The organism is Enterococcus sp. AZ095b, assembly GCF_051714725.1.
In the GTDB taxonomy this organism is placed as follows: domain Bacteria; phylum Bacillota; class Bacilli; order Lactobacillales; family Enterococcaceae; genus Enterococcus_B; species Enterococcus_B pernyi.
In genome coordinates this window covers 1,059,329-1,075,000 of the sequence record NZ_JBIOSL010000001.1, presented here as the reverse complement: position 1 = coordinate 1,075,000, position 15,672 = coordinate 1,059,329, and the positions used below count along the sequence as shown (strand labels likewise).

Below are 15,672 nucleotides of genomic sequence, written 5' to 3'. Positions count from 1 at the left end.
TAGGCGAGTTGCAGCCTACAATCCGAACTGAGAGAAGCTTTAAGAGATTAGCTTAGCCTCGCGACTTCGCGACTCGTTGTACTTCCCATTGTAGCACGTGTGTAGCCCAGGTCATAAGGGGCATGATGATTTGACGTCATCCCCACCTTCCTCCGGTTTGTCACCGGCAGTCTTGCTAGAGTGCCCAACTAAATGATGGCAACTAACAATAAGGGTTGCGCTCGTTGCGGGACTTAACCCAACATCTCACGACACGAGCTGACGACAACCATGCACCACCTGTCACTTTGCCCCCGAAGGGGAAGCTCTATCTCTAGAGTGATCAAAGGATGTCAAGACCTGGTAAGGTTCTTCGCGTTGCTTCGAATTAAACCACATGCTCCACCGCTTGTGCGGGCCCCCGTCAATTCCTTTGAGTTTCAACCTTGCGGTCGTACTCCCCAGGCGGAGTGCTTAATGCGTTAGCTGCAGCACTGAAGGGCGGAAACCCTCCAACACTTAGCACTCATCGTTTACGGCGTGGACTACCAGGGTATCTAATCCTGTTTGCTCCCCACGCTTTCGAGCCTCAGCGTCAGTTACAGACCAGAGAGCCGCCTTCGCCACTGGTGTTCCTCCATATATCTACGCATTTCACCGCTACACATGGAATTCCACTCTCCTCTTCTGCACTCAAGTCTCCCAGTTTCCAATGACCCTCCCCGGTTGAGCCGGGGGCTTTCACATCAGACTTAAGAAACCGCCTGCGCTCGCTTTACGCCCAATAAATCCGGACAACGCTTGCCACCTACGTATTACCGCGGCTGCTGGCACGTAGTTAGCCGTGGCTTTCTGGTTAGATACCGTCAAGGGGTGAACAGTTACTCTCACCCTTGTTCTTCTCTAACAACAGAGTTTTACGATCCGAAAACCTTCTTCACTCACGCGGCGTTGCTCGGTCAGACTTTCGTCCATTGCCGAAGATTCCCTACTGCTGCCTCCCGTAGGAGTTTGGGCCGTGTCTCAGTCCCAATGTGGCCGATCACCCTCTCAGGTCGGCTATGCATCGTGGCCTTGGTGAGCCGTTACCTCACCAACTAGCTAATGCACCGCGGGTCCATCCATCAGCGGCACCGTAAAGCGCCTTTCAAAACGAAACCATGCGGTTTCGATTGTTATACGGTATTAGCACCTGTTTCCAAGTGTTATCCCCTTCTGATGGGCAGGTTACCCACGTGTTACTCACCCGTTCGCCACTCCTCTTTTCCCGGTGGAGCAAGCTCCGGTGGGAAAAGAAGCGTTCGACTTGCATGTATTAGGCACGCCGCCAGCGTTCGTCCTGAGCCAGGATCAAACTCTCATAATATGCTAGTTCCTCACAGCGAAAGCTGATGTGGAACTGTAGTTCGAAATTTACTTTCGAACATCATATAGTTCATTTGTTAAGCTCAATTGTTTGCTAGCATATTGCTTGCTTGTTAAAAATGTTTGTTGTCTTGAATTGAATCAAGACGCCCTACACATTTGGTTTGTCTTACTTTGTTCAGTTTTCAAAGGTCTATTCTTTCTTATTTAACAACTTTTATATCTTAACATTTCTTTAAGAAGTTGTCAATAAGTTTTTCTTTCTTAACTTAGAAAGTTGTTTGTCGTTGTTTCTTGGCGACTTCATTAATATATCATGTCAGTTGTTATTTGTCAACAACTTTTTTGTTGGTATATTAAGGTTTTTATCACCTTATTTTTAACGACTCCGTTATTATAACACAGCATCAAAACCTCGTCAACATTTAAATTCAACAATTTATCATGACGTTTCTTACTGCTTTGTCAGAACAAATAATAATATATCAAGGACTTAAAAAAATTGCAATAGAAAAAATGCTTTTTTCAACGATTATTTTCAAAGCCGAATATTCGTAGAAGATGTTTAAAAATCAACAGTTTTTTGATGTTATTTAATTGTATTATTCTAGTATTTCTCAATTAAAGTTCGTCTCTTTTTAAGGGGAAAGCTACGTAAGAACTTCTTAGAAATCAATAGCCTAGGGAAGTTTGTCAATAAACCCATAAAAAAAACAAGCAAAGTCATCACTTTACTTGTCTTCTGTTCGTACAATTGGTACAAAAATTCTAAAAATCGTCCCTTGCCCTACTACACTCTCTGCTAATATTCTTCCTTTATAGCTTTCCACAAGTTGTTTGGCAATCGACAATCCTAAGCCATTTCCACCTTTTGTTCGTGCTCTTGCTTTATCTACACGATAAAAACGATTAAATATTTTCTTCAAGTCCTCTTCAGGTATTCCCTCACCAAAATCTTGGATCGCGATCTCAAATTCGCTAAGCGTGGATGAAATGGAGATATGGACTTCTTTTCTTGTCGTTGAATACTTTACCGCATTATCTAAAATGATGATAATCAATTGTTCAAAATGATTTCTAAAAATTTGTAGTGTTACTTCTTTAGGTAAGTCATCATCCAGTGTAATAACATAATCAGGATAAAGTAATTTAAAATTATTGAATACTTGGTAAGTCACTTCTTTTGCATTCGTCGTTTCGTTGGCATAATAAACATCCACTTGCTCTGCACGTGATAGATCTAGCATTTCTTGTACTAAGCTTTTCATCCGACTGATTTCTTGCATACTTGCAGTTAGGGATTCTTCTAAAATTTCGGGATCATCTTTCCCCCAGCGATTCAATAAGCTGAGATGCCCTTCAATAATTGCTACAGGTGTTCTTAATTCATGTGATACATCTTCCACAAATTGTTCTTGTTGTTCGATATACAGACGCATACGATCTAGCATTTCATTGAAGATCTCAGCAAGGTCTGCTAACTCATCATCTGTATCAATCTCTGGCATATGGATATCTGATTGTGGATCTTTACGGATCGTATCCATCGTATCTCGTAATACTTTTAACGGTTTTAAGAAGTAGGAAGATAGGAAGAAACCTAAGATACTACTTAGTATCAAGGAGACAATCTCTAGCACGATCAAAGTCAACAAAAGATTATTTCTTATATCATAGAAAGATGAAAGTTCATAAAACGTTTGAGTATAGCCGATTTTTTCTCTTGTTTGTTTAGAATAAATAGGTTGGATCGATAAAAAGCCAGTTTTCCCGTCTAAAGTAACGATCGTTGGGATCTTCCTGGTCGTTTGGATCAATGAACGACTTTTTTCGTGTGTTTTAAAAATCAATTTTTCATCCAGATCGTAAACATACAGATCCATCGATGCTTGACCAAGTTCGGAAATAAAGGAGTCGATTTTCATCAAGTTCCCTTCAATGACAGCAGTATCATCTCCAGTACCACCGGTTTGGTCAGCGTTCGTTAAGTTTCGATAGGCATTGATCAATGTCAACTCCTCATCTGAATTTGATAAACGAGAAGCCGCTTCAGAAATGGTATGTTCGACATTTGCTCTTTCCTTAGCTACGATCAGATTGATCGATGATTTATAGGTGATCACTGCAAAAATCGTAAAGACGACAAATATGAAGAAAGAACTTGCAAAGGCCCACTTGATCGTCAAGGATGGACCTTTAAGTTCTCTTTTTTCGGTTTGATTGTAATTGCTCACGAGCGCATCACGTAACCAGTCCCACGTACTGTTTGAATATAGCTTTCCTCACCAGGAACGTCGATTTTATTACGGAGATAACGAATATACACATCCACTACGTTTGTTTCCACTTCGGTTTCGTAGCCCCAAACTTTGTTTAATAAAACATCCCGTGCAAGTACCACGTTGACATTTTCCATCAAAGTAAGTAATAGTTCATATTCACGCTTCGTTAATTCAATGACTTCATTGCCACGACGTACGACTCTATTTTCTTTTTCGATCGTTAAGTCGCGATAAGTGATCGTTGTTTGTTTTGCCACATTTTTGTCTCCTTCGATGTCGATGCGGCGTAATAAAGCACGTAGACGCGCTAACAATTCTTCGATTGCAAATGGTTTGACGATGTAATCATCTGCACCATGATCTAAACCAGAAACTCTATCAATGACAGAATCTCTCGCAGTCATCATGATAATTGGTGTATTTTTCGCTTGGCGTACGCGACGACAAACTTCAAGTCCGTTCAATTCAGGTAACATCAAGTCTAATAAAATTGCATCCCACTCATTATTCAAAGCAGCATCCAGACCTGTTCGTCCGTTGTAATGTACTTCAGCATTATACCCTTCATGTTTTAATTCTAACTCGACAAATCGGGCTAAGTTTTTCTCATCTTCAATGATTAGAATATTACTCATTCAATTTTGTCCTTTCTCTCCTAGGCTTCTAAACTCCATTATTATACCAATAGTTAATTTAAAATCTATAATCATTTTATCATGGAATACTATTTTAAAAAAGAACTGAAGTCGCCCTCTATAAAATGACCTCAGCTCTTTCATTTATTACTTATTTGTTTAGCATGTTGAAGAATAAAGAAGCTGATTAATCTTCGTTATACCATGAGTAATGGAAGATTCCTTCTTTGTCAACACGTTCATACGTGTGTGCGCCAAAATAATCACGTTGTGCTTGGATGATATTTGCAGGCAAACGTTCGGCTCTGTATGAATCAAAGTAAGCAATCGCTGAAGAGAATGTTGGTACCGGTACGCCTGCTTGAACAGCTAATGCAACAACTTCTCGCACGGCTTGTTGGTATTTCTTAGTGATCTCAACAAAGTAGTCATCCAATAATAGATTTTCAATGTCAGGATTGTTTTCGTAGGCATCAGTGATTTTTTGTAAGAAACGAGCACGGATGATACAGCCGGCACGCCAGATTTTTGCAATTTCACCGAATGGTAAATCCCAGCCATAGTCTTTCGATGCGACACGTAGCTGTGCAAACCCTTGTGCATAGCTCATGATTTTGCTGAAGTATAACGCTTCACGAATTTTTTCGATAAATTCTTTTTTATCGCCGTTGAATTCAAAATCATTCGTATGTGTCAAGATTTTGCTTGCTTGTACACGTTCATCTTTGTATGCAGAGATATAACGGGCAAAGACAGACTCTGTGATCAATGGAAGTGGCACACCAAGGTCTAAAGCACTTTGACTTGTCCATTTCCCTGTTCCTTTATTCCCTGCAGCATCAAGGATCACGTCTACGATCGGTTGACCTGTACCTTCATCGTCTTTACGTGTCAAAATGTCCGCAGTGATTTCGATCAAGTAGCTATCTAATTCACCTTCGTTCCATTCTTTGAAGATATCAGCCATCTCATCGACAGATAAACCTAAAATATTTTTCATCAAGTCATAAGATTCAGCAATCAGTTGCATATCACCATACTCGATCCCATTGTGGACCATTTTGACATAATGACCTGCACCATTTGGACCAATGTAAGTTACACAAGGGGTGCCGTCTTCTGCTTTTGCAGAAATTTGTTCAAGGATCGGTGCAACTAATTCATACGCTTCTTTTTGTCCACCAGGCATGATCGAAGGTCCTTTCAACGCACCTTCTTCTCCACCTGAAACACCAGTCCCGATAAAATTGATACCAGAGTTGGCTAATTCTTCATTTCGACGAATCGTATCTTGGAAGAAGGTATTCCCGCCATCGATCAAAATATCACCTTTGTCTAAATGTGGTAATAATTCTTGGATCGTTGCATCTGTTGCTGGTCCTGCTTTGACCATCAAAAGAATACGACGTGGTTTTTCGATTGAATCAACAAATTCTTCGATCGTGTATGTTGCTTTGAAGTTTTTGTCTGGATGTTCTTCTACCACATCTGTTGTTTTTGCTCCTGTACGGTTGAATAGTGCAACAGAGTAGCCGCGGCTTTCAATGTTAAGGGCTAGATTTTTACCCATGACGGCCATTCCGACAACGCCGATTTGTTGTTTTGACATATAAACTCCTCCTACATATGGGATGTTCTCCCTAATCTCTCTAATTATAGCTTAACATAGCTTACTTGCAAACCAAATAAGTACGAATCGGTGATGTTTCTTACTTCTTATCATTCCGAATACAATTGTTATTTCAGAATCAAAAAAATAAACCTCAAGGCTCCATGGTTAGCCTTGAGGTTTTACATTTTCTAAATAAAATGTATTAAGCTTCTTTAGACATTACGTCCTTACCATCGTAGTAACCACAACTTGCACATACGTGATGGCTTTTTTTCATTTCACCACAGTTTGGACATTCGTTCAATCCTTTGATTGTCAATTTGTAATGAGTACGACGTTTTGCTTTTTTAGCTTTCGATGTTCTTCTAGCTGGTACTGCCATTTTGCTACACCTCCTTGTAAAGTCTCGTATCAATATTTGATACAATATATTCCAATCTTACGCGTTATCATTTTCTTCTGATGCTGAATCAAAAAATTCTGATAGTTTTGCAAGACGAGGATCTACTTTTGTCTCAGCTTCTTCCGTTTTGCGTTTTTCGTACTCTTCTTCGGATAGCACTTCCCAATCGTTCCCTTTCGGTAATTCAGTGGAATGCTCTTCTTCTTCTGTGAGTACACGCATCGGAATCGCCAATAAAATGTTGTCTTCGATCGACTCTGTCACATCTAGATGCGTTCCTTCGATTAAGAGGATCTCTTCTGAAGGTAACTGTACATCTCTACGTTGGTATTGCTCCATCGTCATAAACAATTCATCTACAGACAGTTTGATTGGTAATTCAACTGGTGTCAATGAACGAGTGGACGGAACAGTCAGTGTCGTCTGCGCAGTGTAATGAACGAGATAGCCTTTGTTATCTACTGAGACTAGACCTTCGACTTCCACAGGCGCAACATCTAAAATTGAATCGTCTCGCTTCATAAGAGCCTTTTTTACGTCAAGGGTCTCATGAAAAGTTAACGGTGTCTCTTGGTATTTTCTCAATTCCAATAAAGACCATTTCATAGTTTCATCACTCCTAAGCAACAAAAGCTATTATACAGGGCAAAAAGTCGGTTGTCAATGAAATTTTCTTGACACCTTACACTTCATAAAAAAACACAGAGCGTTTTTCTCATCTACGTGAGATTTATTCGCTCTGCGTTTACTTTGTCGCTAGCTATCACCGTTTGATCAGATATCAAATGTATTGGATCAATTGCATTAAAATAGGTACAACGAACACAAATAGTAAGGTACTCGTCGTGACAAGATTCGTTGCATACTTCACATCACCGTGTGCTTCATTTGCAAGGATTGGTAAGACAGCTAGCATAGGTGTAGCTGACTGTACGATCAACGTTTGTTTCAGTAGAGGGGCTAGTTCTGCACCAAAGGCATATTTACCTATTACCATCAGTCCAATCAATATAGCTGGTGCTAAGATAAATCGACCGATCAAAGCCACGATCGTATCCCGATCAAATCGAATACTTTTCAACCCTGCATCGTATAAAACAATTCCGATATAGATCAATGATAATGGCGTCACGATCCCGCCTACATAATTTAGTGTTGAATTGACAAAATCAGGTACAGGGATCTCTAACACCAAGAAGAAAAGCGCAAGGATAAAACCTAATAAAGGCGCTGGCAAAAGCTTTTTCCAATTCAGCTTCGTTTTCTTTTCTGTTCGATCTTTTGTCGGGTCATCATTAGCGATCAAAAACACACCAAATGCCCAGGTCGATACGGTATTTGTCACATAATAAATTAAAAAGTAAGGTAAAGAGGCTTCGCCAAAAAGGGCAATATTGAGTGGCAAGCCAATAAATATCGTATTGGCATTCACTACTGCATTCATAAAAATCCCCCGTCTACCTGGTTGTATCTTGAGTAATTTTGTTAGTACATAAGCAATCAAGTAGGAAATGATCACTGCAGCGATCGGATATATCAAACTTCCAGATAGTTCAATCAAACTGCTTTTAGTTAAATTCTTCATAACTGAAACAAAAATCGAGGCGGGTAAAGCTACTTTAGTGATCAAGGAAGAGATACTTCCCCCAAACTGTTCATCAAACCACCCCAAGCTTTTTAGTACATAGCCTAATCCAATCATCAAGATTATACTGATCACACTTTCAATTGATTGAAAAAATACCATTTCTTCCATCTCCTCAGTAACCATTTAGTGAAGCAATCTCTTTGTAGATATGAGCCAGCACTGCTCAAACATGTTGCTTCTTCTATTTTTTGTTTTAATCTAAAAGACGATTCGCGTGCCACTAGCCTAGCAGATTACTTATTTCTTTTTTAAGTGTAGTCTTTTAGGTTTGTTATAGTCAAAATTATCGATTACAATAAACATTATTTATATGTCAAGGGAGCGAATCGATTCATGAATACAAGAGATCTTGAATACTATGTTCAAATCGTCAAACAAAAAAACTTTACTAAGGTGGCTAAGTTTTTTGAGGTCAGTCAACCGACGATTACTTATGCCTTACAACGCCTAGAAAAAGAAATTGGTGCCACACTGATTACAAGAGATCGTTCCCATCATGAATTGATTATCACTCCTGCTGGTAAGCAATTATTGATCCATGCACAATCCGTCTTACAAGAAATTACACTTGCTAAGGCAGAGATTGCTCAGCTACAAAAGAAAAAATTGCGCTTTGGTATGCCACCTATCATTGGCAATGAATATTTCCCAAAATTATCGAGCTATTTTATCAAGCATCAATTAATGGGTCAAATCGATATCATCGACGGAGGTTCTCGTGATCTATATGGCATGATTCATCAAGGGCGGATTGATCTTGCGATTCTTGGATCAACGCAACCGATCGTTGATCAAAAGCTAGAAGTCGAGCCATTGTTGGATAAATGCTTCATGATCGTTGTGTCCCCTTCACACCCTCTAGCAGATCGTACAAGCGTTTCTTTTAAGGAGCTAGTCAACGATCAATTTGTTTTATTAAATGAACACTACGTCCATCCTGCTGCGTTTACAAAGCTTTCTAAGCAAACGCATATTGTACCTAAGATCGTTTATCAGAGTAATGACTTAACTATTTTGAAAAGCATGATCCGAGAAAATATCGGGATTGGCTTTCTCACCGAGATCGCGATTCATCCTGAAGATAATCTCGTAGCTATTCCTTTAGCAGATACTGCTCAACCACGTTTTTTGATTTCATTAGCCACTCGTGCACAGCAGTTACCAACGGTTTTACATGAAAACGTGATCGAAGTCATCCATGAATTTATGAAAACCCAAAAATGACTTGCTCAACTCACACACAATAAAAAACAAAAAAAGAGTGCTGAGATTTCTCTCAACACTCTTTTTGATTTTGATTTCAATTAGATAGCTGTTGTTTCTCCGCGATAAACGATACCACGACGAGCGTCAACAGTGATCAATTCACCATCTTTGATCGTTGAAGTTGCATCTTTCGCACCAACGATTACAGGAATATCTTGTGCAATTCCCACAACTGCTGCATGTGAAGTCAAACCGCCTTCTTCAACAACTACTGCTGCTGCTTTTTCGATTGCAGGCATGAATTCTTTGTCAGTTGAAGGAACAACTAATACCATACCATCTTTTGCTTTTTTGATTGCTTCTGCTGCTGATGAAGCAACTACAGCGTTCGCTACAACAGATTGTTGACCGATTCCTTGTGCTTCAAGCAATTTTGAACCAATCATTTGAATCTTCATTACGTTTGTTGTTCCACGTTCACCAACTGGTACACCAGCAGTGATCAAGATCAAGTCACCTTCTGAAGCGAAACCTAATTCGACTGCTTTTTTCGCAGCTAATTCAAACATTTCGTCTGTTGTTGTTGGTTTTTCTGCAACTGTTGGATATACACCCCAGTTAAGCATCAAACCACGTTTTGTGCGTTCGTCAAATGTGACAGCTAAGATATCAGCATCTGGACGGTATTTAGAGATCATTTTTGCTGTATAACCAGATTCAGTTGCAGCAACGATTGTTTTTACGCCTAAGTTTTTCGCAGCACGTGCCACTGATAGACCGATTGTTTCTGTTACATCAGTTTTGTCAAATTCATTTAATTGGAATGAACCTAATTCTGCTAATGCTAATTCAGCTTGTTGGTCGATACGAGCCATTGTTGCAACAGCTTCAACAGGATAGTCACCATTTGCTGATTCACCTGATAACATTGTTGCGTCTGTTCCGTCAAATACTGCATTGGCAACGTCAGATGCTTCCGCACGTGTTGGACGTGGGTTTTCTTGCATTGATTCTAACATTTGTGTTGCAGTGATTACTGGGATACCCGCAGCGTTACATTTTTTGATGATACGTTTTTGAACCATTGGTACTAATTCAGCAGGGATCTCAACACCCATGTCTCCACGAGCAATCATGATACCATCAGAAACTTTGATGATTTCATCAATGTTGTCGATACCTTCTTGAGATTCGATTTTAGGGAAGATTTGAACATGTGTCATGTCTTTTTCTTCTAAAATTTCACGAATATCTAATACGTCTTGTGCTTTACGAACAAAACTTGCAGCGATGAAGTCGATGTCGTTATCTAGTCCGAAGCGGATATCGTCTGCATCTTTTGGTGTAATACCTGGTAAGCTGATTGAAACGCCTGGTGCGTTAACACCTTTACGTGATCCCAGCATACCTGCATTTTTCACTTCTACTACTAATTCACGCGTTGCTTCATCTTTTTCAATGATTTCCATGTCGATCAAACCATCATCGAATAAGATATGTCCACCTACATGAACGTCTTCAAAAAGACCTGGATAAGTTACTGCGATTTTTTCTTTTGAACCTACATGTTCAGGGTCCATTGAGATGCGTGTTTTGTCGCCAACTTCAAATTTGATGTAGCCTGCACGGCCAAAATCTTCTTCAGTTGTGCCTTGAACTGTTGTACGGATTTCTGCACCTTTTGTATCTAAAAGGATGCCAACATCTTTACCAGTTTTCTTCACTGCTTCGCGAACCATTACCATACGTGATAATTGTTCTTCATGGTCACCATGTGAAAAGTTGAAGCGGAAGACATTTGCTCCAGATTCAATCAATTTAGAAATAGTTTCTACTGAATTACTGGCTGGTCCTAATGTACTAACGATTTTCGTTTTTTTCATTTTACAAAACTCTCCCATTCAAATTGTTTATTTAAAGCCATTCAAAGCTTAAATATCTGTTAGATATTGGGAAGACCTGCTTCCCACTCCCATATATATCTATTGATTTATCTGACTACTTTTCTTTATTAGAAAGAAAGTGAGTTGTTCAAGTCATATAATGATAAATCTGGTTGGTGTTTGTTATTTTCTAGTGTGTCGATGATATCAGCCTCAACGATATCGTTGTCGCGAATACCGATACACAAACCACCTTTACCTTGTTGCAATAGTTCAACAGCATGTGCACCAAATTTACTTGCTAATACACGGTCGCGTGCAGTTGGTGAACCACCACGTACAACGTGTCCTAAGATCGATACACGTGTATGATAATCGCCATATTCTGACAATTTTTCTGCAAATTCGTTTCCGCCCATTACGCCTTCTGCCAAAATGATCAAGCAATGTTTTTTGCCACGATCGCGGCCATCTTGGATTTTTTTGGCAACAACTGCCATATCAAAATCATGCTCAGGAATGATGATCTCATCCGCTCCACCAGCAACACCTGACCATAAAGCGATATCTCCAGCATTACGTCCCATCACTTCGATCACGAATGTACGAACGTGCGAAGTTGCTGTATCACGGATACGGTCGATTGATTCTAATACTGTGTTGATTGCTGTATCAAAACCGATCGTAAAATCAGTTCCTGGAATATCGTTATCGATCGTACCTGGTACACCCACTGCTGGGAAACCACGTTTAGTCAAAGCCATCGCGCCATGGTAAGAACCATCGCCACCGATCACAACAAGACCTTCGATACCGAATTTTTTCAATTGTTCGATTCCTTTTAATTGTCCTTCTTCTGTTGCAAATTCAGGATAACGTGCAGAGTATAAGAATGTACCTCCGCGTTGGATCTTATCACCGACATCTGCAACATCTAATCGACGGATATCTCCGGCAACTAGTCCAGCAAAACCATAATTGATCCCGTAAACTTCCAATCCTTCATATATACCTTTACGAACGACTGCACGAACTGCTGCATTCATCCCAGGAGCATCTCCACCACTAGTCAAAATTCCGATGCGTTTCATATTCATCTTCACCTCATTAAATTACTTTATCCTAAGCAAGACTTAGGTTTATAACCTTCTTTGTATTAACCACGACTAACATTCTAACATTATTTTGCTCACTTGTCTTGATTTCCTGATAAAAAAATGAAAAAAAATGAAAGCAAATAGTATCTTTTACCGTAAGTTATTTGAAAACAACATTTTCTTCTTTTAAAAGGTAAGCTAATTGCTTCTTGAGACTGTCTGAACCATCGAGCCAAAAGGCTTCAGATAACACAACTTTTCGTTGGTCTTTTTCATGATACATCACAACAGGAATATATCCTGGGAATTTTTTGAACAATTCTTGCAGTTGTTTCATCGTATCTGGTTGATCTGCCTCTTCTCTGATTCTCAAATAACACGTTTGTTCTGGATACTGCTGTTGCAATTCTTCAGGATCAGCGACTACTTCTGCAATCAGCTGCAATTCTTGATTGTATTTACTGATTTCTGAACGTCCTTGCACGAAAATCACTTGATTTTCTTTGAATAATGGACGCGCTTGTCGGTACAGCTCTGGAAAAACGGTAATAGCTATTTCTCCACTACTATCTGTTCCGCTGACAAAAGCCATCAACGCTCCTTTTTTCGTACGGATCTCTCTTACCTCTTTGACCATCACTAAAACATTTGTAGCTTGTTTAGGGACGATTTCTGTGACTAAATGGACTTTTTTTGCTAATTTAAGTCGCTCATACCCTTCTGTCGGATGACCAGATAAATAGACACCTAAATGCTCTTCTTCTAATTGAAGCTTCTCTTCGAGGCTATAATCTGCGACTTCTTCCTCTTTTAAAGCCATGATATCTAAAAGGTCTAAACTACCACCACTATATAAGATGTTTTGGATCTTACCTTCCAGATCCAACATCAACTGTCTGCGGTTTCCTACTAATTCATCAAAAACACCTGATGCAACTAACGTTTGTAGCAACTCCAATTTGAGCCAACGTTTATTGATACGAATCAGAAACTGATCAACCGAACGGAATGGCCCATTTTCTTTTCGTTCACGAATGATCTCCTCAACAAAATCTCGACGAACACCTTTGATTGCTGTCAATCCAAAACGAATGGTTCCTTTATCCGTCAGCTCAAAACCATAAAAACTTTGATTGATGGATGGAGGGGTCAGCTTTATTTTATACTTTTTTGCCTCAGCAATATACTCTTTTAACTTTGCCGTGTTGTGACGGACGGAATTCATCAAACTCATAAAAAATGCACCAGGGTGATGAACTTTGAGATAGGCCATTTGAAAGCCAACAAAGGAGTAAGCAAACGCGTGGGAACGATTGAACCCATAGTTAGCAAAGCGTTCGATATATTCGTACACTTCATTGGCCTTTTCCTTACTGTACCCTTGTTGGTTGGCACCTTGAACAAAATGATCTCTTTCTTGATCAATCACGTCTTTTTTCTTTTTACTGATTGCTCGCCTCAAAATATCCGCTTGTCCAAGAGAAAATCCAGCCATGGTTGAAGCAATCTGCATAATTTGTTCCTGATACACAATGACGCCATACGTATTTTTCAACATCGGTTGTAGTGAATCGTCGGGATAATGGATTCTTTCCTTCCCTTTCTTACGAGCGATAAATGTATCGATATTTTGCATTGGTCCAGGACGATACAAGGCGTTGACAGCGGCAATATCTTCAATGTTTTCTGGTCCTAATCTTCGCAAGACATTCCGAATCCCGGCAGATTCGAATTGAAAGACCCCTGTTGTTTCGCCACGTTGGAAAAGCTGTAAAGTTTTAGGATCATCTAATGGTATTTCTTTTAGTTCGATATCTTTGTTTTCGACACGTTTGATTGCTTTCACTGTGTAATCGATAATAGACAGATTTCTTAATCCAAGAAAATCCATTTTTAACAACCCAATAGCTTCGACATCATTCATTGTATACTGAGTCAAATATGCTTCATCTGATCCTTTTTGTAAAGGAACTAACTCTAGTAGATTCTTATCACTTAAAACGACACCAGCTGCATGAGTAGAAACGTGTCTTGGCAAACCTTCAAGTATTTTTGCAGTATGGAACAACAATTGATTTTTTTCACTCGCTTGTACTAATTCAACCAGCTTGTTAGAAGTTCGATAAGCCTCATTCAACGTCATTTTCAATTGATTAGGAATCGCTTTAGACCAACGATTTGCTTCGCTTTGTGAAAGGCCAAAGACACGTGCCACGTCTCTTAGTACCATTTTAGCTGCCATGGTCCCAAACGTGGCGATTTGTGCCATATGGTATTGACCATATTTCTCACGAACATAAATCAGCACTTCTTCTCTGCGATTATCAGGAATGTCTAGATCGATATCTGGCATCGTGTATCGTTCTGGATTCAAAAAACGTTCAAATAGCAAGTCGTACTCCAATGGATCTACATCTGTGATCTCCAACACATAGGCGACTAATGACCCCGCAGCTGAACCACGACCAGCACCAGTAACGATGTTGTTTTTATGAGCAAAAGCCATGACATCCCAAACGATCAAGAAATAATCATCAAATCCCATCTGGTGGATCACTGACAGTTCATAATCTAAGCGCTCTTGATAAGCTGCAGTGATCTTTTCTACACGCTTACCTAATTGCTTCTGACAAAGTTCCTGTAAATACTCTCCTGCACTTCGATTTTCTGGTACCGGATAATGTGGTAGTAATTTCTGATGGAACTGAAATTCAAAAGTTACTATTTTAGCTAATTGCTGCGCATTGTTCAACGCTTCTTCCAATCCTGCGTTTATGAATCTTTGTCGTAATTCTGCTTCGGGAAGTAAAAAACCTGTGGCTGAATCACGAGTCGTTTGTCGCACTTCATCAAAAGAGAGTTGCGTTCCTTCACGCAGATGTTTCATTGTTTCCAAAGAAAAAAGTTCCTCTTGGTGCAAACTAGCAATCGGATGTACTGCACAAAGTTGAAATTGATTTGCTCGTAAATAAGCTAGCCATTCTGGAGCTTCTAGAGGCGTTTCTTCTGTGACACCTACATAAAGATGAGAAGATGCTATTTTTTCTTGCAAACTTTGCCAATGGCTATCAAATAATGCTGACACACCGTAGTCATCAGCAATCGATTTTTTGGTTGGTAAAACGACAAGCAAATGATCGAGTTCATCGATCTCGTGAAGCTCGATTTTTTCTCGGATCATTTTCTTGCTTGAGAGCTTGATCAATTGTTGGTAGCCGATCCTATCTTTTGCGTAGAGTAGTAACTCATAATGACGTTCTTGAAACTGGTAGGTCAAGTTCAGTCCAATAATTGGTTGTATTTTTTCACTCATACAGATGCGGTAAAATTCCGCTGCCCCAGATAGCACATCCTTATCTGTGATCGCTAATGTCTGATAGCCTAGTTTCTTTGCTTCTCGAACGTATTCGTTTATGCGAATCGTACTTTGCAACAAAGAATACGAGGTGATCGTATAAAGTTGTGGAAGAAACATTTTTACATACCACCTTTTCCATTCACTTTCTTTTTAGGGGAATATTCGTAACATCAGCTCGTTATCTTGTATGACTGGTTACGTGTA

General features: G+C 39.7%; 10 protein-coding genes and 1 rRNA gene (1 of these 11 running past the window's edge). 1 reads left to right on the top strand and 10 read right to left on the bottom strand.

The features are described from left to right. The 7 genes from IGJ99_RS05130 to IGJ99_RS05100 form a co-directional block, all read right to left on the bottom strand. Positions 1-1,345: ribosomal RNA gene (locus IGJ99_RS05130) — 16S ribosomal RNA — on the bottom strand; it reaches 216 nt to the left of the window's first position. Between the two features lie 730 nt (positions 1,346-2,075). Beyond that, positions 2,076-3,578 carry a HAMP domain-containing sensor histidine kinase gene (locus IGJ99_RS05125; RefSeq protein WP_065096743.1) on the bottom strand — a complete coding sequence of 501 codons (1,503 nt, stop codon included), beginning with the start codon at positions 3,576-3,578 and terminating at the stop codon, positions 2,076-2,078. Then, positions 3,575-4,261 carry a response regulator transcription factor gene (locus IGJ99_RS05120; RefSeq protein WP_010735834.1) on the bottom strand — a complete coding sequence of 229 codons (687 nt, stop codon included), beginning with the start codon at positions 4,259-4,261 and terminating at the stop codon, positions 3,575-3,577. Before IGJ99_RS05120 ends, IGJ99_RS05125 begins: the two co-directional genes overlap by 4 nt. A gap of 187 nt (positions 4,262-4,448) precedes the next feature. Then, positions 4,449-5,870 (bottom strand): NADP-dependent phosphogluconate dehydrogenase, encoded by a 1,422-nt coding sequence (gene gndA, locus IGJ99_RS05115; RefSeq protein WP_034688385.1) that lies wholly within the window; start codon positions 5,868-5,870, stop codon positions 4,449-4,451. Between the two features lie 205 nt (positions 5,871-6,075). Next, positions 6,076-6,255, bottom strand: coding sequence for a 50S ribosomal protein L32 (gene rpmF, locus IGJ99_RS05110; protein ID WP_010735836.1), 180 nt, complete (start codon positions 6,253-6,255; stop codon positions 6,076-6,078). A gap of 57 nt (positions 6,256-6,312) precedes the next feature. Further along, a complete protein-coding gene (locus IGJ99_RS05105; protein WP_438770656.1) occupies positions 6,313-6,882 on the bottom strand; it encodes a YceD family protein in 570 nt (189 codons plus the stop codon). A gap of 175 nt (positions 6,883-7,057) precedes the next feature. Continuing rightward, a complete protein-coding gene (locus IGJ99_RS05100; protein ID WP_019723059.1) occupies positions 7,058-8,023 on the bottom strand; it encodes an AEC family transporter in 966 nt (321 codons plus the stop codon). A gap of 234 nt (positions 8,024-8,257) precedes the next feature. Between IGJ99_RS05100 and IGJ99_RS05095 the strand changes: the two genes are divergently transcribed. Then, a complete protein-coding gene (locus IGJ99_RS05095; RefSeq protein WP_019723060.1) occupies positions 8,258-9,148 on the top strand; it encodes a LysR substrate-binding domain-containing protein in 891 nt (296 codons plus the stop codon). Between the two features lie 80 nt (positions 9,149-9,228). Here the strand turns inward: IGJ99_RS05095 and pyk are convergent, their stop codons facing one another. From pyk to dnaE, 3 genes are all read right to left on the bottom strand, one after another. Further along, complete coding sequence (pyk, locus tag IGJ99_RS05090) at positions 9,229-11,013, bottom strand: pyruvate kinase (RefSeq protein ID WP_010735840.1); 1,785 nt, start codon at positions 11,011-11,013, stop codon at positions 9,229-9,231. Between the two features lie 128 nt (positions 11,014-11,141). After that, positions 11,142-12,104, bottom strand: coding sequence for a 6-phosphofructokinase (gene pfkA / locus IGJ99_RS05085; RefSeq protein WP_034691339.1), 963 nt, complete (start codon positions 12,102-12,104; stop codon positions 11,142-11,144). A 166-nt stretch (positions 12,105-12,270) separates the two neighbouring features. Next, positions 12,271-15,585 (bottom strand): DNA polymerase III subunit alpha, encoded by a 3,315-nt coding sequence (gene dnaE, locus IGJ99_RS05080; protein ID WP_409173788.1) that lies wholly within the window; start codon positions 15,583-15,585, stop codon positions 12,271-12,273. Positions 15,586-15,672: the final 87 nt, after the last annotated feature.